Annotated in this window: 25 protein-coding genes; 16 read left to right on the top strand and 9 right to left on the bottom strand. The window is 68.5% G+C overall.

All coding sequences use genetic code 11. From position 1 onward, the window contains the following. The first annotated feature begins 35 nt into the window (after positions 1-35). From fabD to Q7P21_RS01455, 9 genes are all read left to right on the top strand, one after another. Entirely contained in the window at positions 36-980 is a 945-nt protein-coding gene (gene fabD / locus Q7P21_RS01495) for an ACP S-malonyltransferase (protein ID WP_304170758.1), read from the top strand. A gap of 148 nt (positions 981-1,128) precedes the next feature. Continuing rightward, positions 1,129-1,866, top strand: coding sequence for a 3-oxoacyl-[acyl-carrier-protein] reductase (gene fabG / locus Q7P21_RS01490; RefSeq protein ID WP_304170756.1), 738 nt, complete (start codon positions 1,129-1,131; stop codon positions 1,864-1,866). A gap of 139 nt (positions 1,867-2,005) precedes the next feature. After that, positions 2,006-2,245: an acyl carrier protein gene (locus tag Q7P21_RS01485; RefSeq protein ID WP_056019455.1), complete on the top strand. Its 240-nt coding sequence runs from the start codon at positions 2,006-2,008 to the stop codon at positions 2,243-2,245. 77 nt (positions 2,246-2,322) lie between these two features. Beyond that, entirely contained in the window at positions 2,323-3,606 is a 1,284-nt protein-coding gene (gene fabF / locus Q7P21_RS01480; protein ID WP_304170750.1) for a beta-ketoacyl-ACP synthase II, read from the top strand. 101 nt (positions 3,607-3,707) lie between these two features. Next, positions 3,708-4,712, top strand: coding sequence for an endolytic transglycosylase MltG (gene mltG, locus Q7P21_RS01475; protein ID WP_304170764.1), 1,005 nt, complete (start codon positions 3,708-3,710; stop codon positions 4,710-4,712). After that, a complete protein-coding gene (locus tag Q7P21_RS01470; protein WP_304175407.1) occupies positions 4,712-5,596 on the top strand; it encodes a YicC/YloC family endoribonuclease in 885 nt (294 codons plus the stop codon). Before mltG ends, Q7P21_RS01470 begins: the two co-directional genes overlap by 1 nt. Beyond that, on the top strand, positions 5,586-6,245 hold the full coding sequence (gene gmk, locus Q7P21_RS01465) for a guanylate kinase (RefSeq protein ID WP_304170747.1): 660 nt from the start codon (positions 5,586-5,588) through the stop codon (positions 6,243-6,245). Before Q7P21_RS01470 ends, gmk begins: the two co-directional genes overlap by 11 nt. A gap of 7 nt (positions 6,246-6,252) precedes the next feature. After that, positions 6,253-6,582, top strand: a complete 330-nt coding sequence (locus Q7P21_RS01460; RefSeq protein ID WP_304170744.1) for a cytochrome c — start codon at positions 6,253-6,255, stop codon at positions 6,580-6,582. Positions 6,583-6,652: 70 nt separating this feature from the next. Then, the gene (locus Q7P21_RS01455; RefSeq protein ID WP_304170742.1) at positions 6,653-7,633 is read left to right on the top strand and encodes an aldo/keto reductase; all 981 of its coding nucleotides are present in this window, start codon (positions 6,653-6,655) and stop codon (positions 7,631-7,633) included. Positions 7,634-7,636: 3 nt separating this feature from the next. On the opposite strand, the gene Q7P21_RS01450 is transcribed toward Q7P21_RS01455, so the two are convergent. Together Q7P21_RS01450 and Q7P21_RS01445 are read right to left on the bottom strand one after the other, a co-directional pair. Then, positions 7,637-8,608, bottom strand: coding sequence for a hypothetical protein (locus Q7P21_RS01450; RefSeq protein WP_304175404.1), 972 nt, complete (start codon positions 8,606-8,608; stop codon positions 7,637-7,639). Between the two features lie 228 nt (positions 8,609-8,836). Beyond that, positions 8,837-9,109 (bottom strand): hypothetical protein, encoded by a 273-nt coding sequence (locus Q7P21_RS01445; protein WP_304171686.1) that lies wholly within the window; start codon positions 9,107-9,109, stop codon positions 8,837-8,839. A gap of 230 nt (positions 9,110-9,339) precedes the next feature. On the opposite strand from Q7P21_RS01445, the gene Q7P21_RS01440 reads away from it, so the two are divergent. Together Q7P21_RS01440 and Q7P21_RS01435 are read left to right on the top strand one after the other, a co-directional pair. Then, positions 9,340-9,774, top strand: coding sequence for an SRPBCC domain-containing protein (locus tag Q7P21_RS01440; RefSeq protein ID WP_304175402.1), 435 nt, complete (start codon positions 9,340-9,342; stop codon positions 9,772-9,774). Positions 9,775-9,815: 41 nt separating this feature from the next. Continuing rightward, the gene (locus Q7P21_RS01435; protein WP_304175400.1) at positions 9,816-10,583 is read left to right on the top strand and encodes a sulfite exporter TauE/SafE family protein; all 768 of its coding nucleotides are present in this window, start codon (positions 9,816-9,818) and stop codon (positions 10,581-10,583) included. Between the two features lie 13 nt (positions 10,584-10,596). On the opposite strand, the gene Q7P21_RS01430 is transcribed toward Q7P21_RS01435, so the two are convergent. Next, positions 10,597-11,367: a crotonase/enoyl-CoA hydratase family protein gene (locus tag Q7P21_RS01430; protein ID WP_304171692.1), complete on the bottom strand. Its 771-nt coding sequence runs from the start codon at positions 11,365-11,367 to the stop codon at positions 10,597-10,599. Positions 11,368-11,481: 114 nt separating this feature from the next. Here Q7P21_RS01430 and Q7P21_RS01425 point away from each other — a divergent pair, with 114 nt between their 5' ends. Beyond that, positions 11,482-12,099 carry a hypothetical protein gene (locus tag Q7P21_RS01425; RefSeq protein ID WP_304171694.1) on the top strand — a complete coding sequence of 206 codons (618 nt, stop codon included), beginning with the start codon at positions 11,482-11,484 and terminating at the stop codon, positions 12,097-12,099. On the opposite strand, the gene rsmA is transcribed toward Q7P21_RS01425, so the two are convergent. From rsmA to lptF, 6 genes are all read right to left on the bottom strand, one after another. Next, complete coding sequence (rsmA, locus tag Q7P21_RS01420) at positions 12,096-12,932, bottom strand: 16S rRNA (adenine(1518)-N(6)/adenine(1519)-N(6))-dimethyltransferase RsmA (RefSeq protein ID WP_304175397.1); 837 nt, start codon at positions 12,930-12,932, stop codon at positions 12,096-12,098. The two genes, Q7P21_RS01425 and rsmA, sit on opposite strands and share 4 nt — an antisense overlap. Then, positions 12,929-13,936: a 4-hydroxythreonine-4-phosphate dehydrogenase PdxA gene (gene pdxA / locus Q7P21_RS01415; RefSeq protein ID WP_304175395.1), complete on the bottom strand. Its 1,008-nt coding sequence runs from the start codon at positions 13,934-13,936 to the stop codon at positions 12,929-12,931. The genes rsmA and pdxA overlap by 4 nt, the downstream gene beginning before the upstream one ends. A 96-nt stretch (positions 13,937-14,032) precedes the next feature. Then, positions 14,033-15,337 (bottom strand): peptidylprolyl isomerase, encoded by a 1,305-nt coding sequence (locus tag Q7P21_RS01410; protein ID WP_304175394.1) that lies wholly within the window; start codon positions 15,335-15,337, stop codon positions 14,033-14,035. Between the two features lie 112 nt (positions 15,338-15,449). After that, positions 15,450-17,762 carry an LPS-assembly protein LptD gene (locus Q7P21_RS01405; RefSeq protein ID WP_304170111.1) on the bottom strand — a complete coding sequence of 771 codons (2,313 nt, stop codon included), beginning with the start codon at positions 17,760-17,762 and terminating at the stop codon, positions 15,450-15,452. 61 nt (positions 17,763-17,823) lie between these two features. Then, complete coding sequence (gene lptG, locus Q7P21_RS01400) at positions 17,824-18,927, bottom strand: LPS export ABC transporter permease LptG (RefSeq protein WP_304170110.1); 1,104 nt, start codon at positions 18,925-18,927, stop codon at positions 17,824-17,826. Beyond that, positions 18,924-20,066, bottom strand: coding sequence for an LPS export ABC transporter permease LptF (gene lptF, locus Q7P21_RS01395; protein ID WP_304170109.1), 1,143 nt, complete (start codon positions 20,064-20,066; stop codon positions 18,924-18,926). The genes lptG and lptF overlap by 4 nt, the downstream gene beginning before the upstream one ends. Before the next feature lie 161 nt (positions 20,067-20,227). On the opposite strand from lptF, the gene Q7P21_RS01390 reads away from it, so the two are divergent. Genes Q7P21_RS01390 through Q7P21_RS01375 form a run of 4 tightly spaced genes read left to right on the top strand, consistent with a single transcriptional unit; the run spans position 20,228 to position 23,181 of the window. Continuing rightward, positions 20,228-21,685, top strand: coding sequence for a leucyl aminopeptidase (locus Q7P21_RS01390; RefSeq protein WP_304175391.1), 1,458 nt, complete (start codon positions 20,228-20,230; stop codon positions 21,683-21,685). A 7-nt stretch (positions 21,686-21,692) separates the two neighbouring features. Continuing rightward, positions 21,693-22,373 carry a hypothetical protein gene (locus tag Q7P21_RS01385; protein ID WP_304170107.1) on the top strand — a complete coding sequence of 227 codons (681 nt, stop codon included), beginning with the start codon at positions 21,693-21,695 and terminating at the stop codon, positions 22,371-22,373. After that, entirely contained in the window at positions 22,370-22,849 is a 480-nt protein-coding gene (locus Q7P21_RS01380; protein WP_304170106.1) for a DNA polymerase III subunit chi, read from the top strand. The genes Q7P21_RS01385 and Q7P21_RS01380 overlap by 4 nt, the downstream gene beginning before the upstream one ends. After that, positions 22,846-23,181: an I78 family peptidase inhibitor gene (locus tag Q7P21_RS01375; RefSeq protein WP_304170105.1), complete on the top strand. Its 336-nt coding sequence runs from the start codon at positions 22,846-22,848 to the stop codon at positions 23,179-23,181. The genes Q7P21_RS01380 and Q7P21_RS01375 overlap by 4 nt, the downstream gene beginning before the upstream one ends. Positions 23,182-23,217 lie beyond the last annotated feature (36 nt).

Below are 23,217 nucleotides of genomic sequence, written 5' to 3'. Positions count from 1 at the left end.
CAGACGCGCGACCGCGCCCATCGGGAGTTTTCATCATGACCCTCGCCTTCCTCTTTCCCGGACAGGGCAGTCAGGCTGTCGGCATGGGCGTCGATCTGGCCGAAGCCTTCGCCTCGGCCCGAGAGGTCTTTCAGGAGGTCGACGACGCGCTCGGTCAGAAGCTCTCCGCCCTGATGAAGAACGGCCCCGAGGCCGACCTGACCCTGACCGAGAACGCCCAGCCGGCCCTGATGGCCGTATCCATGGCGGTGATCCGCACCCTGGACCGGGAGTTCGGCGTCTCCATCGAGAAGGCCGGCTTCGTCGCCGGTCACAGTCTCGGCGAATACTCGGCCCTGGCCGCCGCCGGCGCCGTCAGCCTGGCCGACACCGCCCGGCTGCTCAAGCTGCGCGGCCAGGCCATGCAGCGCGCGGTGCCGGTGGGCGAGGGGGCCATGGCCTCGCTGATCGGGCCCAAGACCGACGTGGCCCTGGCCGAAGCCGCCGCCGAGGCCGGCTCCAAGGTCGGCATCTGCGTGGTGGCCAATGATAATAACGCCGGCAATGTGGTGATCTCCGGGGCCAAGGCCGCCGTCGACGCCGCCATCGAGGCGGCCAAGGCGCTGGGCGCCCGCGCCATCCCGCTGAACGTCTCGGCCCCCTTCCACTGTCCGCTGATGCAGCCCGCCGCCGACGAGATGGCCCGCGCCCTCGCCGCCGCCGCCATCATCGCCCCGCGCGCGCCGCTGGTCGCCAATGTCACCGCCCTGCCGACCCTGGATCCGGAAGAGATCCGTCGCCTGCTGGTCGAGCAGGTCACCGGCCGGGTCCGCTGGCGCGAGAGCATGCTGTGGCTGGCCGGCGAGGGCGGCGTCACCCGCTTCGCCGAGGCCGGCGCCGGCAAGGTGCTGTCCGGCATGGCCAAGCGCATCGCCCCCGACGCCGAGGCGGTCCCGCTCAACACCCCCGCCGACCTCGAAGCTTTCGCCAAGACCGTCTGAGCCAATTTCCCTCGTCCCCTCGGGGGGAGAGGGTAGGGTGAGGGGGAACGCCCTCGCCGGGCCCGCGACGGGCGCGCAAGCCCCCACATCCGTCAGCCAGGCTGACACCTTCTCCCCCAAGGGGCGAAGGGAACTCGAGAGACCTGACATGTTCGACCTCACCGGCAAGACCGCCCTCGTCACCGGGGCCACCGGCGGCATCGGCGCCGAGATCGCCCGCACCCTGCACGCCCAGGGCGCCCATGTGGTGCTGTCGGGCACCCGCGAATCCGTCCTGGCCGAGCTCGCCGCCGAGCTGGGCGCCCGGGTCTCGGTGGAGGCCGCCAACCTGGCCGATGCCGAATCAGTCGATGGCCTGGTCGCCCGGGCCGAGGCCGCCGCCGGCCAGCTGGACATCCTGGTCGCCAATGCCGGCATCACCCGCGACGGTCTCCTGATGCGGATGAAGGACGACGACTGGGAGCAGGTCATCAAGGTGAACCTGGAGAGCTATTTCCGCCTGGCCCGCTCGGCCATGCGCGGGATGATGAAGCGCCGCTTCGGCCGCATCATCGGCATCACCTCCGTGGTGGGGGTCATGGGCAATCCGGGCCAAACCAACTACGCCGCCTCCAAGGCCGGGATGATCGGCTTTTCCAAGGCCTTGGCCCAGGAAGTGGCCTCGCGCGGCATCACGGTGAACTGCGTCGCGCCGGGCTTCATCGAGAGCCCGATGACCGAGGCCCTGACCGAGGGCCAGAAGACCCAGATCATGACCACCATTCCCGCCGGCCGCCTGGGCCGGGGCGATGAGGTGGCCGCGGCCTGCGCCTATCTCGCCAGCGACGAAGCCGCCTACATGACCGGCCAGACCCTGCACGTGAACGGCGGCATGGCCATGATCTGACCGGCTGGCCTCACCGGAGCGAACATGCTACGGCGACCCCGAACCGAAGAGGCGCAGGTCTCAAACCCGAATTCCGCGAGCGGTTGACATCCTGTCGGCTGTCGCAGATGGATCAGTTGAACAACAGGGACTTATACGAATGTCCGACATCCTTGAGCGCGTGCGCAAGATCGTCATCGAACACCTGGACGCCGACCCGGAAAAGGTCACCGAAAAGGCGAGTTTCATCGACGACCTTGGCGCGGACAGCCTCGACAACGTCGAGCTGGTGATGGCCTTCGAAGAGGAATTCGACATCGAAATCCCGGACGACGCCGCCGAACACATCCAGACCGTCGGCGACGCGGTGAAGTTCATCGGAGAGCGTCTGGGCGCCTAAGGCCCGGGTTTTCGTCGAAGATTTGACCGCCGCGCCCTTCTTGTAAGGCGCGGCGGTCTGCGTTTTGGAGCCTCCGCATGCGTCGTGTCGTCGTCACCGGCATCGGTCTTCTGACGCCTCTGGGCCAGGGGCGCGAACTGAGCTGGCAGGCCATACTGGCCGGCAAGTCGGGCGCGGGCCGGATCAGCGGCTTCGATCCCGCCGAATATGCCTGTCAGGTGGCGTGCGAAATCCCGCGCGTCGACGGCCGCGGCGGCGGTGGAGCCGATATCGAGGGCTCCTTTGATCCCGACAAGACCATGGCCCCCAAGGACCAGCGTCGGGTCGACGACTTCATCCTCTACGCCATGGCGGCCGCCGACGAGGCGGTGAAGGATTCCGGCTGGGTTCCGGAAACCGACGACGACAAGGAACGCACCGGCGTCATCATCGGCTCCGGCATCGGCGGTCTTGGCACCATCGAGCGCACCAGCGTCGAGCTGCACCTCAAGGGCCCGCGCCGGATCAGCCCCTTCTTCATTCCCTCGGCCCTGATCAATCTGGCGTCTGGCCAGGTCTCGATCCGCTATGGCTTCAAGGGCCCCAACCATTCCGTCGTCACCGCCTGCGCCACCGGCGCGCACGCGGTCGGCGACGCCACGCGCCTGATCAAGTACGGCGACGCCGATGTGATGATCGCCGGCGGGGCCGAGGCGGCCATCTGCCCGGTGGGCGTCGCGGGCTTCATCGCCTGCCGCGCCATGTCGACCGGCTTCAATGACACCCCTGAAAAGGCCAGCCGTCCCTATGACAAGGACCGCGACGGCTTCGTCATGGGCGAGGGCGCCGGTGTCCTGGTGCTGGAAGAATACGAGCACGCCAAGGCCCGCGGCGCGAAGATCTATTGCGAGGTCGTGGGCTATGGACTGGCCGGCGACGCCTATCACATCACCGCTCCGGCCGATGACGGCGACGGCGGCTTCCGGGCCATGCGCGCGGCGATCAAGGACGCGGGCATCCAGGCCTCCGACATCGACTACGTCAACGCCCACGGCACTTCGACGCCCCTGGGCGACGAGATCGAACTGGGCGCGGTCACCCGGATGATGGGCAATGCGGCCAAGGGCCTGACCATGTCCTCGACCAAGTCGGCCACCGGCCACCTGCTGGGCGCGGCCGGCGCCATCGAGGCGGCTTTCACGGCGCTGGCCATCCGCGACCAGATCGCCCCGCCGACGATCAATCTCGACAATCCCTCGGTTGAGACCGATATCGATCTCGTCCCCAACAAGGCGAAACCGATGGCTATCAACCTGGCGCTCTCCAACAGCTTCGGCTTTGGCGGGACCAACGCCTCCGTGATCTTCAAGAAGGTCACGTGAGCACCCAGCGCAGGGCCGCGAAACCAAGGGGAGGCGTTTCGCCCGTGCGTCGACTGCTGACCACCATTCTGAGCGCGCTGGTGACCTTCGCCATCGTCGTCATGGCCGCCATGCTCTGGGCCGTCTGGATGTACCAGGGGGCCGGTCCGGCCGCGAAGAGCGGCGACATGACCACGGTGGAGCTGCGCCATGGCGCCAGCCTGCCGGAAATCGCCTCCTCCCTGGAGCGGGCCGGCGTGGTGCGTTCCAGCGCCATCTTCATCACCGCGGCCCAGGTCACCGGCGCCGCGCGGCGTATGAAGGCCGGCGAATATGAGTTTCCGAGCCATGCCTCGATGGCGCGGGTGCTCGACGATATCCGCAACGGCCGGATCGTCCGCCATCAGGTGACCATCCCCGAGGGCCTGACCAGCGAGATGGTCGTCGAGATCCTGGCCAAGAAGACCGATCTCAGCGGCGACGCCCCGGCCCCGGCCGAGGGCACGATCCTGCCCGAGACCTATCAGTACGAACGCGGCGAAGACCGCGCCAAGGTGCTGAAGAAGATGATGGACGCCCGCGACGAACTGCTCGGCGCCCTCTGGGCCAAGCGCCAGTCGGGCCTGCCCTTCACGACCCCCATGGAGGCCGTGACCATGGCCTCGATCGTCGAGAAGGAGACCGGCAAGGCCAGCGAGCGGCCGCGCGTCGCCGCCGTGTTCCTCAACCGCCTGCGCACCGGCATGCGCCTGCAGAGCGATCCGACCATCATCTATGGCATCACCGGCGGCCGGCCCCTGGGTCGCGGCATCCGCGCCTCGGAGCTGGCCCAGGCCACGCCCTACAACACCTATCTGATCGACGGCCTGCCGCCGACCCCGATCGCCAATCCTGGCCGCGCCGCGCTCGCCGCCGTGCTGGACCCGCCCAAGACCACCGAACTCTATTTCGTGGCTGACGGCACCGGCGGCCACGTCTTCGCCTCCACCCTGGAGGAGCACAACCGCAACGTCGCCAAGTGGCGCGGTGTCGAGCGCGAGCATGCCCAGGCCAAGGCCGAGGCGGCGCCCGAGCCCCTGGCCGGAGCCCCGGAGGTCGACGGCGCCAAGGTCAAGGCTCAGCCCTGATGGCGCTTTCCGGCATGACCGGCTTCGGCCGCGCCGAGGGCGCCCTGGGCGACTGGAGCTGGGCGGTCGAGGCCCGATCGGTCAATGGCCGCAATCTGGAAGTCCGCTTTCGTGGCCCCAATGGCTTCGACAGCCTCGAGCGCGCCGCCCGCGAAGGCGCGCAGTCCCGGTTCCAGCGGGGCCAGGTCAATGTCAGCCTGACGGCCAAGCGCGCCGAGGGCGCGGGCGCCGTGCGGATCAATCTGGATCAACTGGAACGCTATCTGGCGGCCGGCGCGCCCTATGTCGCCGAGGGCCTGGCGGCGCCGCCGCGGCTCGACGGCCTGCTGGCCCTGCGCGGGGTGGTCGAGGCCGAGGCCGGCGCCGACGATCCGGAAGTGCTGGCCGCCCTGGAAGCCGCCATGAGCGCCTCCGTCGCCCTGGCCTTCGAGGGCCTGCTGGCGGCCCGGCGGGAGGAGGGGGCCAGTCTGACCGGCATATTGGGCGGCCTGATCGACCGCGTCGAATCCCTGGTGACCGAGGCCGAGACGGTGGCCGGCGGCCAGCCCGCCATGATCAAGGAACGCTTCGCCCGTCGCATGAGCGAACTGGCTGGAGACGGCGCCCAGATCGCCGAGCGCATCGTCGTCGAGGCCGCCGCCATGGCCGTGAAAGCCGACGTTCGCGAGGAGTTGGATCGGCTGACCGGCCACGTGGCTGCAGCCCGCGCCCTGATTGTTGCGGAAGGCGCCACGGGGCGGCGCCTGGACTTCCTGACCCAGGAATTCATGCGCGAGACCAACACCATGTGCGCGAAGTCCGCCCTGCCGACCCTGACCACCACCGGTCTGGAGTTGAAGGCGGTCATCGAGCAGTTCCGCGAGCAGGTTCAGAATGTCGAGTGACGGTGATCATCCCAGGCCCTGGGAGACCCAGCGTCGGGGGCTGCTGCTGCTGGTCTCCAGCCCGGCCGGCGCCGGCAAGACCTCGCTCTCGCGCCGGCTGGTCGCCGACCACGGCGACCTGACCCTCTCGATCTCCTGCACCACCCGCGCGCCGCGCCCGGGCGAGGAGGAGGGGCGGGAGTACTATTTCCTCGACCGCGCCGGCTTCGAGGCGCGCATCGCGGCGGGCGACTTCCTGGAATGGGCCGAGGTCAACGGCAATCTCTATGGCACTCCCAAGGCGCCGGTCATGGCGGCCCTGGAAGGCGGCCATGACGTGCTGTTCGATATCGACTGGCAGGGCGCGGCCCAGATCCAGACCAACGCACCTGACGACAGCGTCAAGGTCTTCATCCTGCCGCCGTCCTGGTCGGACCTGGCCCGACGGCTGCACGCCCGGGCGCAGGATTCCGAGGAGGTGATCACCAACCGCCTGATCCTGGGGCGCGAAGAGATCACCCACTGGCACGAATACGACTATGTCATCGTCAATAAGAGCTTCGACCGCGCCTATGCGGACCTCGGCCACATCTACCGGGCCGAACGCATGAAGCCTGGCCGCAATCCCTGGCTGCCCGACTTCGTGAAGGGGCTGGGCGAGGAAGAGTAGGACACCGATGGCCTCCCGCCTGCTGCCGACCTTCGCCGTCGCTCTTTGCCTCGCCACGGCGGCGCGCGCCGAGACCCCTCAGGTCGCGCACGGCCACAAGCTGGCCCAGGACAATTGCTCCGCCTGCCATGCGATCGGTCGCCATGGCCGCAGCCGCAACCGGCTGTCTCCGCCGTTCCGGACCCTGCACGACCGCTATCCCGTCGAGGACATCCAGGAATCCCTGGTGGAGGGCATTTCCACCGGCCACCACGGCATGCCCGTGTTCCAGTTCGACGAGGCGGCCAGCAATGACCTCATCGCCTATCTGAAGACCCTCGAGGCCCCGAAGAAATAGCGTCGCCCTCTTGACCCGAGGGGGCTGAGACCCCTTCTCAGACCCAGCCATTCTCTGGGGAAGACGGAACATGCAAAAGCGTCGCGTGGGTCAATTTGAAGTGTCGGCCATTGGCCTGGGGTGCATGAGCCTGTCTCACGCCTACGGCCCGCCGCCGCCCCGCGAACAGGCTGAAAAGGTGCTGCTGGGCGCTCTGGACGCCGGCTACACCTTCTTCGACACCGCCGCCGTCTATGGCCTGGGCCACAATGAGACCCTGGTGGGCGAGGTCCTTGGCCCGCATCGCGACAAGTTCGTGCTCTGCTCCAAGGCCGGCCTCAGCCGGGGCGCCCAGCGCGAGCTGAATGGCGCGCCCGAAGTGCTCAAGGAGACCTGCGAACTCAGCCTGAAGCTGCTCAAGACCGACGTCATCGACCTCTACTATCTGCACCGCTGGGACAAGCGCGTGCCGATCGAGGACAGTGTCGGCGCCCTGGCCGACCTGGTGAAGGAAGGCAAGATCCGCAGCATCGGCCTGTCGGAAGTTTCCGCGCCGACCCTGCGCAAGGCCCATGCGGTGCATCCGATCGCCGCTTTGCAAACCGAGTATTCCCCCTGGACCCGCAATCCCGAGATCGCGGTCCTCGACGCCTGCCGCGAGCTGGGCGTCGCCTTCGTGGCCTTCAGCCCGGTGGGCCGAGGCTTCCTGGCCGGCGGCGTCAAGGATCCCGCAGCCCTGGGCGAGGGGGATTTCCGCCGCGCGATGCCGCGCTTCATGGGCGAGGCCTTCACCGCCAATCTGAAAATGTTCGAGGCCTTTGAGGCCCTGGCCCGCGAGGCCGGTTGCACGCCAGCCCAACTCTGCATGGCCTGGCTGCTGCAGAAGGACCCGATCATCGTGCCGATCCCCGGCACCACCAGCCCCGCCCATATGATCGAGAACGCCGGCGCCGCCGACATCACCCTCTCGGCCGAGGTGATGGCCAAGGTCGACGCCGTCGTGAACCCGACCACGGTCGTCGGGCCGCGCTACAGCGAGGCCATGCAGGCCTCCGTCGACACGGAACTCTAGATTTCAGGCGCCCTGGACCAGGCCCGCAAGGGCCTGGACCGGGCCGACGCCCAACTGGCCCAGGGTGGTGAGGAAGCGCTGGGTCTCGACCCAGTTGGCCAGCACGGCCGCCATCATCTCGGGCCGACGCATCGCCTCGGCCGGGACGATCAGGCCCTTGCCCTGGCGGACGCAGAAGCCGGCCTCTTCCAGCCACCCGACCTGACGACGGGCGGTCTCGTAGGGCATGTCGATCTCGCGTGACAGGGCATGGGTGGTGATCGGCCGGCGCAGAGTGTCCGGCACGATGGCGGCCAGGCCGCTGGCGCCCTTGGCATGGGCCAGGCGTTGGGGCTCATTCGCCAGCAGGTGCAGCGCGTTGGCGCGGATGATCGCCAGCAACAACAGCGCGGTCGTCAGGTTCTGCCCCACCGCCATGCGCGCCAGTTTCACGAGGGTCAGCACGTAATAGGCCGCCTCGCGGCTGGTGATCCGACGAAGATCTGGCGCGACGGGCCGCCGACGGGCCGGCGCCGACACCCCGATCGCCGACAGGCTGGTGACGAAGGTCAGGGTGAGCCGGCAGATTTCTTCCATGGCCTCGCGCGCGGCGGGGCTCCGAGAGACATCTGACGGGATGATGACGCCCCCATCGGGTTCCCGACGGCAAAAGCCGCTCGACTGGAGCTTGCCCACATGGCGGCGGGTGGTCTCGTAGGGTAGGTCCAGCTCCCGGGCGACGGCCAGCACGCTGACCGGCTGACGCTCGATATCGGAGGGATTGGCGGGGAAGGCGGCGTGCCGGAGGTTCTGCGCAGGATCGCCGAACAGCGCGCGCAGGTTGGCCTGGGAGATCGCCAGATAGACCACGGCGCTGATCACCTCGCCGTCGATCGAGCGGGTCACGACCGCGATGGTCTTCAGGAGATAGTCGATGGAGAGGGCTATCACCTGCCGGGCCTGGGGCTGGAGCGCGCCGAACTCCATATCTTCCATCGTCTTGAACGCCGGTCCCTGACGCCGCAGCCCGTGTGCAGCCAACCAACGGTATGGGGATTCGTGGACCGGAAGAGCGACTAAACTTCTACGCAGCAGGGTAGGCGGGCAGAATTACAGGCGATGATTGCAGCTGACATGAAAAACGCCCCGAAGGGCGCTGGATCTGGAAGCAACGACGCGGGCGATCCCGAAGGACCGCCCGCGAACGCCTTAGATGATCTCGTCTTACTTCTTGGCCGGAGCAGCCGGAGCCATAGCAGCGGCGGCGGCCGGAGCGGCGGCAGCGGCGGCGGCCGGAGCAGCGGCCTCAGCAGCGGCGGGAGCGGCGGCTTCAGCGGCGGCCGGAGCAGCGGCTTCGGCAGCGGCCGGCGCAGCAGCGGCGGCAGCGGCGGCGTCAGCGGCCGGAGCGGCGGCTTCTTCCTTCGGCTTGCTGCAGGCGGCGAGCGAGGCGGCGGCGGCCAGGGCGACGATCGAGGTCAGAATGGCGGACTTTTTCATGAGGTTTCTCTCCCGAATGTCCAGCTGAGGAGCCCGACGCCACCACGGAGTCGGAATCACGCGAAGGACTGCCAAGGAGCCTAGGCCCCGGATTCAAGCGGATCAAGCTTTCGTGAGCGTTGATCGCCGCCTGTGCGGGCGCCGGGCGCCCGCCTCCTAGGCGAAGTGCGCCGGGGACGTCATATTGGCCTGGTGTCGGCCCCAGGTCCTTCGTCGAGGAAAACCCACCCATGCCGCTGATTCGCACGGTCGCCCTCATCCCGGCCCTGCCCGAAAAGGTCTGGGATGTGCTGGCCGATTTCTCGCGATACGCCGAGTGGAACCCGCTCAATCTTGAGGCCCATGGCGAGGCCAGGCTGGGCGCCAGACTCCCCATGGTGTTCAGCAATCTGGCCCGGCCCACCGGCGTGGTCCGCCAGACCGTCACCCTGGTCGCCTGCGAGCGCGGGCGCAGCCTGGCCTGGGCCGGTCGCATCCCGCTGCTGTTCAACGGTCGGCACCACTTCGAGCTTGAGCCCGAGGGGGAGGGGACGCGCCTGCGCCATGGCGAGGACCTGCATGGCCTGATCCCCGCGACCTTCTCCGCAGCCCAGATCTCCCGAGATTTCGTCCCAGCCTATGAGGCGGTCAACCGGGCGCTGGCCGAGCGGGTCGCGGCCCTTTAGTCAGGCGCCATCTGGCGGCTTGGCCGTCGCGGGGCGCGTTCATGATCACCGATCCGATCTTCTATGCGCTGGCCATCCCGGCGGTCATCATCCTGGGCCTGGCCAAGGGTGGCTTCGCCGGCGTGGGCGTGATCGCCGTACCGCTGATGGCGCTCGCCGTGTCCCCGGTCGTGGCGGCTTCCGTCACCCTGCCGATCCTCATCGTCCAGGACGTGGTCAGCGTCTGGGCCTTCCGCCGCACCTGGGACCGCAAGATCCTGATCCTGATGCTGCCCAGCGCCGCGGTCGGCATCTTCGCCGGCTATGCGTTGGCCGCCTTCGTCAAGCCGGGCGCGGTAGAGCTGGCGATAGGCGCCATCTCCCTGGTCTTCGCGATCCAGCGCCTGTGGGTCGAGCGCGGCGGGGCGGTCCTGGCTGAGCCACGCCCCGAGGGCCTGCCCTGGCGCGGGGTCCTGGCCGGGGTCGCGGCGGGCTTCACCAGCCAGATCAGCCATGCCGGCGGCCCGCCCTTCCAGATGTACGTCCTGCCCAAGCGCCTGGCCCGGGATACGTTCATCGGCACCAGCGCCCTGTTCTTCGCCGCCGTGAACTGGATGAAGGTCCCGGCCTATCTGGCGCTCGGCCAGTTCACGCGGGGCAGCCTGGCGACCTCGGCGGTGCTGCTGCCGGTGGCGATCGGCTCGACCTGGGCCGGGGTCTGGCTGGTCCGCCGCGTCCCGTCCGAGCGGTTCTATCAGGTGATCTATGTCCTGCTGATCCTGGTTGGCGGCAAGCTGGCCTGGGACGGCGCGGCCAGCCTGCTGCGCTAGTCGCCAACTCGATCTAGCTAAAAGTCCCGTGTCGTCCCTGTCCCTGGGCGAAGCGGCTGGCGCCGGCCAGGGCGTCGCCAGTGGCCAGGGTGGCGCGGCCGAGATCACCCTCCAGCCGGGTCGCGGCCTCCCAGTCCAGCGACCACTGTGCGATCGCCGAGGCGCGGTCGTTGCGCAGGCAGGTCTGGGGAAAGCCCGACAACTGCTCGGCCAGCGCCAGGGCTGCGTCCAGCGCCTGGCCCTTGGGCGCGAGACGGTTGGCGAGCCCGATCTCCAGGGCCTCAGCCGCCTCCACCGGCCGGCCGGTGAGGATCAGGTCCATGGCCCGGGAATGGCCGATCAGCCGGGGCAGGCGCACCGTACCCAGATCGATCAGCGGCACTCCGAACCGGCGGCAGAACACCCCGAACACCGCGCCCTCCGCCGCCACGCGCAGGTCGCACCAGGCGGCCACCTCAAGCCCGCCGGCCACCGCGTGGCCCTCTACGGCGGCGATCACCGGTTTGGAAAGCGCCAGCCGGGTGCAGCCCATCGGCCCGAGATCGCCCTGGCGCTCCAGTCGGTTGCCGCGGCCTTCGCTGACCGCATGCAGGTCGGCGCCGGCGCAGAAGGTCCCGCCACGTCCCTGCAACACCGCCACGTCCAGGTCGCCATCGGCGTCGAAGGCCTTGAAGGCGTCGTACAGCGCCTGGGCGGTGGGGGCGTCGACGGCGTTGCGCCGTTCCGGCCGCTCGATGGTGATGACGGCCGTTCGGCCCTGGACATCCACGCTGACCGTCTGCATCTCAACCTCCCTGATTTGTCCGCCAGCATAGCCCCGTCGCGCGCGCCTGTTACAGTCGGGCCTTCGCCCCGCCGCAATCAGCCGCCAGGGTCAAGGCTAAGCATGAGGCCGACCATGACCCGCTTCCTTCTCCTCGCCGCGCTCGCCACGGCCGCCGGACTGGCCCCGGCCGCCTGGGCGGATGAGGCGATCACCACGGCTCGGGCCGCGCCGACGGTCCCGGCGACGGTCCAGAGCGCGCCTGCGTCTCCCACGCCTGCCGCCGCCGACACCGCCACCCAGATCGACAGCTGGATCAAGAAGGCCCCGCCGATCGATCTCGATGAGGGCGGCCCGGCCGGGGTCACCACCTCCCAGACGCCCCGCAAGGTCCATGGCGAGGTCGGCGTCTCCGTGGGCTCCGGCGGCTATCGCAGCGCCTACGCGATCTCTGTCCTGCCGATCGGCGAGACCGGAACCCTGACCCTGGCGGTCAGCGAGGCCAAGGGCGGCCGACGCGGCGGGTTCGGCTATGGCGGCTATGGCGGCCCAGGATTTGGCGGGCGCTTCGGCGGCGGCTATGGCGGAGATCACAGCAGTTTCGCCCTGGGCCTGGCGCTCGGTCAGCCGGCGGCGGACACCCGCTGTCTCGAACTGCCGCCGGGTCCGGTGGCCTTCGAGGATCACGCCGGACCAGATCTCTATCGCGCCGAATGCCGCGCTCGCGCCAGGGTCAACGGCCAGGCGAACTAGTCGCCGCGCCGGGCGATCAAGGCGCTGGCCAGGGCCAGGAACCCCTCGACCCCGATGGTCTCAGCCCGCACGTCGGGGGCCAGGCCGGCCACCACGCACAGGGCTTCCCCGCCCAGCACCTTCAGGCTGGAGCGCAGCATCTTGCGGCGCTGTCCAAAGGCGGCCTGAGTCACGGTCTGCAGGGCGGTCAGCAGCGCCGGGGCCGGACGATCGGCGCGCGGCTTCAGTCGCACCACGGCCGAGTCGACCTTGGGCGGCGGGGTGAAGGCCCGGGCCGGGGCGTCCATCACCAGCCGGACCTCCGCGCAGGCCTGGGCGATCACCGCCAGCCGGCCATAGGCGTCCGATCCCGGCGGCGCCACGATCCGCTCGGCGACCTCCTTCTGGAACATCAGGGTCATGCTGGTGGGGGTGAAGGCGCCCGTCAGCCACTTGATCAGCAGGGGCGTGCCGACATTGTAGGGCAGGTTGGAGACGATCGCCGCCGGTCCGCCCTGGGCCAGGATGGTCTCATCCACGGTGAGGGCGTCGGCGATCACCAGGCTGAGCCGTCCGTCTGCTGCGGCCGCGAGCTCGTTCAGCAAGGGTTCGAAGCGCGGATCCATCTCCACCGCCGTGACCACGGCGCCGGTCTCCAGCAGGGCCCGGGTCAGGCCGCCAGGTCCGGGGCCCACCTCGATCACCCGGTCGCCAGGCCCCACCTCGGCCAGGCGCGCAATCTTGCGCGTGATGTTGAGGTCGAGCAGGAAGTGCTGGCCAAAGCTCTTCTTGGCGAACAGGTCGTGGGCCGCCAGAGTGTCGCGCAGCGGTGGCAGATCCTCGAGCCCGCTCATGCGGCCCGACGGTTGACGATATCCTCGGCCATCAGCAGGGCCGCGATCAGGCTGTCCGCGCGCGCCAGGCCACGGCCGGCGATGTCGAAGGCCGTGCCGTGATCGGGCGAGGTGCGCACGATCGGCAGGCCCAGGGTCACATTAACACCGCCCCACATATCCAGCATTTTCACAGGGATAAGCGCCTGATCGTGATACATGCAGACCGCCGCGTCATAGCGTTCGCGCATTTCGGCGGGGAACAGGCTGTCGGCCGGATGGGGCCCCGTGGCGTTGACGCCAAGGTCGCGCAGAGCGCGGATCGCCGGTTCGATGATGTCGCCATCCTCGCGTCCCAGGCCGCCGCCTTCGCCCGCATGCGGGTTCAGTCCGGCCACGGCGATCCGCGGCGCGGCGATGCCGAAGTCCCGTCGCAGGGCCTGGGCGGTCACCAGTCCGGCATTGACGATCAGTTCCACCGACAACAACCCGGGGACCCTCGACAGCGGCTCATGGACGGTCACCAGGGTGGTGCGAAGGCCGGGCGCGGCCAGCATCATGATTGGCCCGCGCGCGCCGTCGTAGCGCGCCGCCTGGGTCAATTCCCCGAGGAATTCCGTATGACCCGGAAACTTGAATCCCGCCTCATAGAGCGGCGCCTTGGAAATGGGGGCGGTCACCAGGCCGGAGACCGCGCCGGAGAGCGCCAGGCCCACGGCGGTCTCGATCCACTGGATCACCGAGGGCGCCGCACTGGCGCTGGGCTGGCCGGCGATCACCGGAGTCTTCAGCGGCATGTCGAGCACGGGCACGGCGTCTGGAAACACCCGGGCCGCGTCGTCCGGGCCCGTGATGCGCTGGATGACGCCGCCGCCGGCCGCCGAGGCCGAGGCCAGGGACTGGTAGTCTCCCACCACCAGGAAACGCGGCCCGTCCTCGCGCAGACGCGCCCAGGCCTTGACGATGATCTCTGGCCCGATCCCCGCGGGATCGCCGAGGGTCAGGGCAAGGGGTCCGCTTTTCACCGTTCCTCTAGGCTCGAGCGAATCCCTCGAGCTGGCGCTGCTCAATTGCGAAGAATTGGAGGGCACAAGAACCAAAAACCTGATCCGAAGCTGGGATCAGCGCGTCTCAACGGTCGCGGAGTTCCTGAGGTCACGCATGTAACGCCGCGCGATCATGCTCAGTTGCTGTCCGTAGAGCCGATTTTCAATCTGATCATGGCTCATGGCTTCCTGGCCACCTGACCTTTTGCCGCAGACGGCCAACAGGTGCAGGCCCGCAGCCGTGCGGATCGGCTGAGAGACCTGGCCCGGTTGCAGGTTCTGGGCGGCGTCACGGAACGACGGCGCCAGGTCCTTGATCTCGGCCTCGCCCAGATCGCCAGCCACCACGCCAGGCGTCTTGGCGGCCTGGGCTTCCAGGTCGCCGCACCCGGTGACCTTGGCGCGCAGGGCCATCAGCTTGGCGCTGGCGGCGTCGATCTGATCCTGCGGGGCGTTCTCGGCCAGGGCGACAGCGGCCTGCTTCAGATTGACCACCGTGGCGTCGGAGCCCGAGCGCTTGTCGCGCAGATAGATGATGTAGACCCCGTCGCGCACCGGAATCGGCTTGGACAGCTGGCCCGGACGCATCTCCGCGACGGCCGCCTCGACCTCGGGCGCGATTTCCCCGCTGGAGATCCAGCCCACATCGCCGCCGCTGGCGGCGGTGGCCGAGGCGGAGAACTGCCGGGCCACGGCGGAGAAGGGCGCGCCCTGCTGCATCTGGGTGACCAGCTGATTGGCGCCGTTCACCGCGACCTCCATGCCGCCGACCCGGTTGGCGTCGAGGAACACTTCAGAGATCTGATATTGCGGCTTGGCGGCGGCCGAGGAGATGCGCTCCTGCATGGCCTTGATCTGGTCCTCGCCGATCCGCAGGCGCGAGCCGTAGCGACCGCGGATCCAGCGCGACCAGCTGGTCTGGGCCCTGATCTGGGCGCGCAGGGTGTCGATGCCGATCCCCTGGGCCGCGAGCTGGGCCTTGAATTGTTCGAAGCCGAGATTGTTTTCCTTGCCCATGGCCGCGATCTCTTCGTCGACCTCCTGATCGTCGGCGATCAGGCTCATCTTCTGTTCCTTCTCGACGCGGTGCAGCTCGTGCATCTGCAGGCGCTCGTCGACGAGGCCGACCAGGGCCTCCCGCTGGAACTGGGGCAGGTTCTGTTCGGTCGGCTGGACGCCGGAGGTGGCGATGACCAGGCGCATCCTCTGGGCCAGGTCATAGGTCGAGATGATCTCGTCATTGACCACGGCCGCCACGGATTCCGACATGCCGGAACGCACCGGCGGGGCGGCGTCAGCGGGCGCCTCGCTGGCGGCGGGATCGGTCGGGGTCTGGGCCTGGGCGAGGTAGGGGGCGCTGGCGAGGGCCAGGGCGGCCACGAGAACAGCGCCGCGCGCCGGAAGGCCCGTGACTTTACGCGCGCGCATCATGGGGTGGTGCATTCCTTGGATCGACGTCTGGCGGTCGGAACTCGCGTCCCGGCCGGTGATTTTAGTTGGCATACATCGGTCCGCCCAATGTGGCGAGGGTGAGGCGCACGGCGATGGATTCAGAAGGACCCAGCCGCCCGACCACTGTGTCCTCGCGCCGATAGATCACGTCGATGCGGGTGCATTCGTCGCGATAGACCACCCCGACATCGCGGATGACCCAGGCGTCCTGCACCAGATCGCGGTTGCCATAGGCGGTCACGCCCCAGTGCTTGGACAGATAGAGCTCACCGCCGACATCGAAGTTCTCAACCTTGGAGCCGTTGGCGTCGGCGACGTTGCGCAGATAGCGGAAATAGCCGGTGGCGCGCTTGGTGGAGAAGTTGGCGCCCGCCTCGGCCCGCTGCAGCGACAGGTCGTCGGCGTCCAGCCGGGCGCGGGTGAAGAACGAAATCCCCTTCATCGGCTGGGCGTCCGCCGCCACGATCCAGTCGGAGGATTTGCCCCTAAGTCCGCTTGTCGATGAGAAAACATCGTCGAGGCTGTCGCGGAAGCTGCGGCCCAGCAGGAAGCTGGCGCGCCGCCCATCATCCCAGAACACCGAGGCCCGCCCGGCCACGTTCATCCGCGCCCCGTCCTCATAGAGATCGTAGCCTGGGAACTTGTTGGTCCGGAACAGATTGGTTTCGTCGAACTCGAAGGCGAGGGAATCCTCGTCCAGATAGACCGGAGCGCCCGTGGAGCTGCGGCTGACGACGATCTGGGTCGCCTTGGGTGAAATCGCCAATTGAACAACAGGTTCAATGACTACGGTCGATGTCTTGAACCGACGCATGAAGGGCCAGGTGATGTCGGCGCCGGCCACGGCCAGGGCGCGTCCCTGGGTCTTGGAGGCGCTGGGCATGCCGCTCATGTCGCCGAGGCTGTAGCCGTCGGCGCGCAGATCGGCGAAGGGCGAGATCCGGATGCCGCTGGCCAGGGTGTAGGTGGAGCGCCAGTCCGCCTCGCCGGTCACCCGGCGGCTGTCGAGGCCGGGCAGGGCCGCGTTGCTCGGCGACTGGTCCCGAGTGAGGGCCACGGCGGAGCCCAGCAGGCGCAGCCGGCCGTTCAGCAGATTGATATTGGGCTCCCAGCGCGCCTCGATCAGCGGACCGACCAGGGGGAAGGTCCGGTCATTGTCCCCTGGGCGCAGGCCCTGGATGGAGAAGGCGCCGGCCGAGAACCACGACTTGTCGTCCTGGCGTGTCGCGTAGACCTGGGAGATCAGCCGGCGGTCATCGGCCACATAGGGGCCGCGCGCCACATAGACGCCGCCGACCTCATACTTGTCGAAGACCCGGTCGTCCGAGGCGCGTTCAGCCGTGAAGCCCCAGCGCCATTTGTCGTTCAGGGCGAAGGCGCCCGACGCCAGCAGATAGCTGCGCGAGGTGTCGTCGCCGAAGGCGTGGCCCTTGCCGTCATAGTCGAAGTCGTGGGTGTAGCCGAACCGCGCATCCAGGGCCCCGGAATAGAACCGCTTGCGATAATGCGCATTGATGAACGGGTTAACTTTCGTGTTGATCTGGGGACTTATGGTCAGATCCGAAGAATCCGACAGCACCTGCAGATAGGGCTGCTCATAGGACAGGCCCCGACGGTTCGAGGCCCCGAAGCGCGGCTCCAGGAAGCCCGACTTGCGCACCGCCTGCGGGTCGGCGTGCCAGAACACCGGCAGATACAGCACCGGGGCCCCGAAGATCTGGATCACCGCGTTGCGGTAATAGACCAGCTGATGCTCGTGGTCCTGCACCACCTTGTCGGCGCGGATCGACCAGGTCGGGGTCTTGGGCGAGCCGTCCTTGGCGCAGATGTCGCAGGGCGTGTAGATCGCCCGGTTCAGCTCATTGACCTGGCCGTTGCGGCGCACGGCGCTGGCCCCGGCCATCTTGATATTTCCAGGCATGCGGGCCGAGAAGCCTTCGGCCGCCCCGGCCTTCATGGCGTCGTCGAGCACGATCTGGTCGGCGAATTCGACGCTGCCGTCCGGATTGATGATCTGCACATGGCCCTTGGCGGTCATCACGCCCCGGCCCTCGTCATAGACCAGCTCGTCGGCGCGCAAGGTGCGCGCCTCGTAGCGCACCTCGACCTCGCCCTTGGCCGTGGTCATCTTGGTCTTGTCATTGCGGATGACGAGGTCGGCTTCGAGATAGAGTTCGCCATCCTTGAGGCCGTCCACGGACACGGCCCCGGCCGGCGCAGCCGCCGGCTTGGCGTGCGTCGTCTGGCCGGATGTCGCCTGCGCCTGGGCCGCACCGGTCCATGACAGGACCAGCAGGGCGACGCCCGCGAGCAGGCCGCGCTTGGCTGAGGCTGTTCGCCTGCCTGAACTCATGGACGTGACGGATCCTTTTCGAGGCCGATGTTGCGGATGGATAGCGAGGTGCGCCAGCGATTCAACCGTCTTCGGTGTAGCAGAGCAGCGTCAGCCCCGACAGCAGCGCGACGAGGGGCGGGGCCCAGGCCGCGGCGAACAGCGGAATGATGTCTGCTCCGGCCAGGGCGCCGGAGAATTCGTTGAAGAAGAAGAAGATGAATCCGATCGCCACCCCGGCGCCAACCAGGCCTCCAAGCCCGCCAAGTCGCACCAGACGCAGGGAAAACGCCGCTGCGAGGATCGACATGGCCGAGAACAGCAGCGGCGTGGCCAACAGCTGCTGGAACCTCAACTTGTAACGATTGGCCGAGAACCCGGCCTGCTCGGTGATCCGGATCGCGGTCGGCAGGCGCCAGAACGCCACAGCCTCGGCGGACGAGAATCGCTCGGCGGCAGACTCCGAATCCAGGCTGGAGCGGATCGAGAGCGAATCAGATCGCACCGAACTTTCCCCCGCCGTCGCCTCCTGGACGTCCGTCAGCCGCCAGAAGCCGGGCAGCAACCGCGCCTCCGCAGCCTCCAGCCGGCGCTTGAACTGCGGCACGCCGTCCTTGCTCTTCTGATAGACGAACAGCGACACGCCCCGCAGCCGGACGGTGCCGTCGATGGTGTCGCGGACCTTGGCGTGGATGACGATCTGGTTGCGATCGTCGCCCTGGCGCAGCCAGACGTCCTTGGGCGTGTCGGTCAGATAGTTCTCCATCAGCCGGGCGCGCTCGCTCTCGAATTGAGCGCTCAGCGAGGAGGCGACCGGATTGAGCAAGGTCACCGAGGTCAGGCCGACCAGGAAGGCGGCGACCGCCGAGGGCAGGATGAAGCGCCAGGCCGAGACGCCGGCGGCGCGCATGGCCACCAGTTCGCTGCGGCGGTTCAGCCCGACATAGGCGCTGATCCCCCCGAACAGGAACACGAAGGGCAACAGGAGCAGGATCAGGGCCGGCGCCTTCAGCAGGGTCAGGCCGAACAGCTGGGCGACGGTCACGTCGGCGCGCACGCCCACTGAGCGCGACAGGTCCACGAACTGGATCAGCAGGATCACCGCCGACAGCACCGCCAGGGCCGCAGCCACGCCGATGAAGTTGCGCGACAGCACATAGCGGTCCAGGCGGCTGACCCAGGTCATGCGGCGCCCGCAGGGGCCAGCGGCGTCGGCGCGGCGCGGCGGGGACGCATCACCCGCGCCGCCTGCGGCCGGAAGATGCCGTGCAGCGCCCAGCCCGTCGCCAGGATCGGCACGGCGTACTGCAACAGATTGATCCAGACCGCGTCCTCGCTGGCCGCCTGGATCACGAAGCCCAGGATCCGCACCGCCGCCGCCACGGCCCCGATCCCGGCGATCCGCCGGCCATAGCCCAGGCGCGAGAAGCCGCCGCCGATGATCGCCCACAGGGCGAAGGCCATGAAGGTGATGTTGTAGAGCGGGGTCGACAGCCGCGAGTGGCCCTCGGCCAGCAGCTTGCGATAGTTCTTCTGCTCCCAGTCCTGGGTCATGTCCGGGAACAGCAGCTCATGCAGATAGCGGTCGGACGGCTTGTAGTGGACCAGCTCTTCCCCGGTCAGGAACTGCGACAGGTCGAACACATAGTCGTCGAAGGACAGGAAGTTCAGCACCCCGGTCTTGCTGAACTCCTGGTTGGAGCCGCGATGCATCAGCAGCACCGGCTTGCCGCCGCGCTTGGCCATGCGGCCCTCGTCGGCGATGTAGGTGGTGGCCCCGCCGTCGCTCTTGGCCTGGTGGATGAACAGGTTGTGGATCAGTCCGCCGGTGTCGATGGTCTGGGCGTAGACGGTCAGATTCGGAGCCGGCTCGGTGAACTCGCCCTCGCGCACCAGGGTGGCGGCCAGGTCGGTGCGGACCTCAAACAGGATCTCGCGGCTGGCCCGGGCCGCAGCCGGCTGGACCCACAGGTTCAGCACCAGGGCGACAACCGTCACCCCAGCCGCCAGCCACATGGCCGGCGCGATCACCCGCCAGCGGCTCATGCCGCCGGCGAAACAGACCACGATCTCCTGGTCCACATGCAGCCGGTTCAGGGCCACCAGGGCGGCGACCAGCAGGGCGATGGGCAGGATCATATTGATCAGCTGCGGCATGGCCAGCAGCGTCACTTCCAGGAACACGAAGGCGCTCTGGCGCTGGCTGACGATGATGTCCAGCTGCGACAGACTGGTGGACAGCAGGGCGACAGCGGCCAGGGCGATCGTGGCGAGCACGGTCGGGCCGAGAAGCTGTCGCAGCAGGTAGCGGTCGATCAGGCGCATGCTGAAGAAAATAGGGATCTCGCCGAGAATTTGGCGCGCCCGGAAGGCGAACCTGCTCTAAACCATGCGTCGCCGCGCCGCACAACCGCCGCAACGGGTGTGTTGGGTGCGACCTATGTGGGGCGCGGGTCGCGCCAGGTCCAGGATTTTGAGAGATTGTGATGGAGATCGAGTTCGTCGTGGCCGACGCGCCGCTTCCTGAAAAGGCGGTTCTGGCTATCGTGGTGTTCGAGGGCGAGGCCGCCAAGGCCGAGGGCGGCGCCTATGCCGCCGCCATCGCCGCCTCCCGCTTCACCGGCGCCAAGGGGCAGACCCTGGACCTGCTGGCCCCGGCTGGCGGTCCCGGCCGCGTGCTGCTGGTCGGCGCCGGCAAGGCCGAGGCCTTCGACGAGATGGCCGCCGAGAACGCCGCCGCCGGCGCCTATGGCGCGGTCAAGGCCACGGGGTTCACCGCCCTGCGTGTCAAGCTGCCGGCCGCCTCCGCTGAGCTCAGCGCCCGCGCGGGTTTGGGCGTCCGGCTTGCCGCCTATCGGTTCGACAAGTATCGCACCAAGGAGCCGGCCGAGAAGAAGCCCAGCCTGACCGCCGCCCAGATCACCGCCGAGACGCCCGAGGCGGCGCTGGCCGCCTTTGCGCCGCTCGCAGCTCTGGCCGACGCCGTCAGCTTCTCCCGCGACCTGGTCTCCGAGCCGCCGAACGTGCTCTATCCCGTCGAGTTCGCCCGCCGGGTGAAGGAGCTTGAGCGCCTGGGTCTCGAGGTCGAGATCCTCGGCGAGCCGGAGATGTTCAAGCTCGGCATGGGTTCGCTGCTGGGCGTAGGCCAGGGCTCGATACGCGAAAGCCAACTGGCGGTGATCCGCTGGAACGGCGCCAAGGACAAGGACGCCCAGCCTATCGCCTTCGTCGGCAAGGGCGTGTGCTTCGACACCGGCGGCATCAGCATCAAGCCCGCCGACGGCATGGAGTACATGAAGACCGACATGGGCGGCGCGGCCGCCGTGGCCGGGCTGATGCATGTGCTCGCGGCCCGCAAGGCCAAGGTCAACGCGGTCGGCATCCTCGGCATCGTCGAGAACATGCCCGACGGCAACGCCCAGCGTCCGGGCGACGTGGTCACCTCCATGTCCGGCCAGACCATTGAGATCATCAACACCGACGCCGAGGGCCGCCTCGTGCTCGCCGACGCCATCTGGTACTGCCAGGAACGTTTCAAGCCGAAGTTCATGGTCGATCTGGCCACCCTGACGGGCGCGATCATCATTGCGCTCGGCGACGACATCGGCGGGCTGTTCTCGAACAATGACGAGTTGTCGGACAATCTGCTGGCCTCGGCCAAGACCGAGAACGAGCCTTTGTGGCGCATGCCCATGCCCGCCCAGTACGACAAGAACATCGACAGCGTGATCGCCGATGTGAAGAACACCGGCGGCCGGGCCGGCGGTTCAATCACCGCGGCCATGTTCATTCAGCGTTTCGTCAACGGCGTGCCGTGGGCGCACCTCGACATCGCTGGCGCCGCCTGGAAAAAACCGTCTACCGTGCCGACGATTCCCGACGGCGCCACGGGATTCGGCGTCCGACTGCTCAACCGGATGGTGGCGGAGCACTACGAAGAATAGGGGCGAGATGCGTCTGATCCTCCTGCACAGCCCGTTGATCGGCGCCTCCGCCTGGCTGGCGGTCGCGGCCGAGGCGGTGGAGCGCGGCTTCGACATCCAGTTGCCGGCCATTCCAGACCTCAGCCTGATCCCGCAACCCTATTACCCGGTCATCGGCAAGGGCGTGGCCCGACAGATCGAGGGCAAGGGGCCCGCCGCCCTGGTGGTGCATTCCTCGGCCGGCGGCCTGGTCCCCTCCATCGTCGCGGCCAGCGAAGGCGTGATCGAACAGGTGGTCTATGCCGACGCCATCCTGCCGCATCCGGGCCGCAGCTGGTTCGAGACCACGGGCGATGACTTCGCCACCGCCCTGCGCGCCACCGTGGTCGACGGCCTGGTCCCGCGCTGGGAGGAGTGGTTTCCGGCCGGCGCCATCGCCGGGATGATCGACGACGACACCGCCCGCGCCGTGTTCCAGGACGAGCTCAAGCCCACCCCCGTCGCCTATCTGGAGGAGGTCGCCCCTGACCTCGACCTGCCAGACGATGTCGCCTGGAGTTATCTGCGCCTGTCGCGGGCCTATGAGAACGAGGCGGCCCACGCCCGGTCGCTCGGCCGCCCGACCCTGCGCGAGGACCTGCATCACCTGGCCATGTTCACCCATCCCGAGGAGGTGATGAGCGCCATCGCCAATCTGGTTCGCGGATGAGCGTCGCCGCCCAGGATGGCGCGCGCGCGCCCTGCGAGGTCTGGTTCTACCACCTGGAACGCACCAGCCTCGACCAGGCCCTGCCGGAGCTCCTGGAAAAGACCCTGGCCCGAGGGTGGCGCGCTGTTGTTCGCGCCACGGGCCGCGACCGCATCGAGCACCTCGACGGCTGGCTCTGGGCCTATCGCGACGACAGCTTCCTGCCCCATGCCCCGGCCGATGAGCCGGGCGCGGCCCGCCAGCCGATCCTGATCACCGCGAACGATGACAATCCCAACGCCGCCGACGCCCTGTTCCTGGTCGATGGCGCCGAGCCTGGCGACGTGAGCGCCTATACCCGCTGCGTGGTGCTGTTCGACGGCGGCGACGAGGCGGCGCTCTCCACCGCCCGCCGGCAGTGGAGCGTCTTCCGCAAGACCGGCCTGCCGGTCAGCTATTGGAAGCAGCAGGGCAGGGGCTGGGAAAAACAGGCATGATCTTATCCGCACCCCTTCGCCGCGCGCTCCTGGCCGGCCTGACCCTGATCCTGGCGGCCTGCGCCAGCGACAGCCCGCCGCCTGCGCCGCCGCCTCAGCCGGCCCTGCAACCCGCGCCGGCGCCGCCGCCCAAGCCGGTGGACATGTGCGGCGCCATCGACGCCCAGAAGCTGGTCGGCCGCCCGCGCACCGAGATCCCGGTCCCGGTCCTGCCATCCCTGCAACGCGTCGCCTGCACCACCTGCCCGGTGACCATGGACTTCAATCCAAGGCGCCTGAATTTCTTCTATGACGCCGAGACCGGCCTCATCAAAGAGGTCCGCTGCGGCTAGAAATTGGACGAGGACGACCGGCGGACGGGGCGGATC

The organism is Phenylobacterium aquaticum, assembly GCF_947378715.1.
Lineage (GTDB): Bacteria > Pseudomonadota > Alphaproteobacteria > Caulobacterales > Caulobacteraceae > Phenylobacterium > Phenylobacterium aquaticum_A.
This window is presented reverse-complemented; position numbering and strand designations above follow the sequence as displayed.

Coding starts and splice junctions, on each gene's coding strand:
- Q7P21_RS01450 (WP_304175404.1), bottom strand. CDS start 8,608: ATGGAAGATATGGAGTTCGGCGCGCTCCAGCCCCAGGCCCGGCAGGTG.
- fabD (WP_304170758.1), top strand. CDS start 36: ATGACCCTCGCCTTCCTCTTTCCCGGACAGGGCAGTCAGGCTGTCGGC.
- Q7P21_RS01435 (WP_304175400.1), top strand. CDS start 9,816: ATGATCACCGATCCGATCTTCTATGCGCTGGCCATCCCGGCGGTCATC.
- mltG (WP_304170764.1), top strand. CDS start 3,708: ATGGCCGCCATGCTCTGGGCCGTCTGGATGTACCAGGGGGCCGGTCCG.
- fabG (WP_304170756.1), top strand. CDS start 1,129: ATGTTCGACCTCACCGGCAAGACCGCCCTCGTCACCGGGGCCACCGGC.
- Q7P21_RS01405 (WP_304170111.1), bottom strand. CDS start 17,762: ATGAGTTCAGGCAGGCGAACAGCCTCAGCCAAGCGCGGCCTGCTCGCG.
- gmk (WP_304170747.1), top strand. CDS start 5,586: ATGTCGAGTGACGGTGATCATCCCAGGCCCTGGGAGACCCAGCGTCGG.
- Q7P21_RS01455 (WP_304170742.1), top strand. CDS start 6,653: ATGCAAAAGCGTCGCGTGGGTCAATTTGAAGTGTCGGCCATTGGCCTG.
- Q7P21_RS01460 (WP_304170744.1), top strand. CDS start 6,253: ATGGCCTCCCGCCTGCTGCCGACCTTCGCCGTCGCTCTTTGCCTCGCC.
- Q7P21_RS01380 (WP_304170106.1), top strand. CDS start 22,370: ATGAGCGTCGCCGCCCAGGATGGCGCGCGCGCGCCCTGCGAGGTCTGG.
- Q7P21_RS01440 (WP_304175402.1), top strand. CDS start 9,340: ATGCCGCTGATTCGCACGGTCGCCCTCATCCCGGCCCTGCCCGAAAAG.
- rsmA (WP_304175397.1), bottom strand. CDS start 12,932: ATGAGCGGGCTCGAGGATCTGCCACCGCTGCGCGACACTCTGGCGGCC.
- Q7P21_RS01385 (WP_304170107.1), top strand. CDS start 21,693: ATGCGTCTGATCCTCCTGCACAGCCCGTTGATCGGCGCCTCCGCCTGG.
- Q7P21_RS01445 (WP_304171686.1), bottom strand. CDS start 9,109: ATGAAAAAGTCCGCCATTCTGACCTCGATCGTCGCCCTGGCCGCCGCC.
- Q7P21_RS01390 (WP_304175391.1), top strand. CDS start 20,228: ATGGAGATCGAGTTCGTCGTGGCCGACGCGCCGCTTCCTGAAAAGGCG.
- lptG (WP_304170110.1), bottom strand. CDS start 18,927: ATGACCTGGGTCAGCCGCCTGGACCGCTATGTGCTGTCGCGCAACTTC.
- Q7P21_RS01430 (WP_304171692.1), bottom strand. CDS start 11,367: ATGCAGACGGTCAGCGTGGATGTCCAGGGCCGAACGGCCGTCATCACC.
- Q7P21_RS01375 (WP_304170105.1), top strand. CDS start 22,846: ATGATCTTATCCGCACCCCTTCGCCGCGCGCTCCTGGCCGGCCTGACC.
- Q7P21_RS01425 (WP_304171694.1), top strand. CDS start 11,482: ATGACCCGCTTCCTTCTCCTCGCCGCGCTCGCCACGGCCGCCGGACTG.
- Q7P21_RS01470 (WP_304175407.1), top strand. CDS start 4,712: ATGGCGCTTTCCGGCATGACCGGCTTCGGCCGCGCCGAGGGCGCCCTG.
- fabF (WP_304170750.1), top strand. CDS start 2,323: ATGCGTCGTGTCGTCGTCACCGGCATCGGTCTTCTGACGCCTCTGGGC.
- Q7P21_RS01485 (WP_056019455.1), top strand. CDS start 2,006: ATGTCCGACATCCTTGAGCGCGTGCGCAAGATCGTCATCGAACACCTG.
- lptF (WP_304170109.1), bottom strand. CDS start 20,066: ATGCGCCTGATCGACCGCTACCTGCTGCGACAGCTTCTCGGCCCGACC.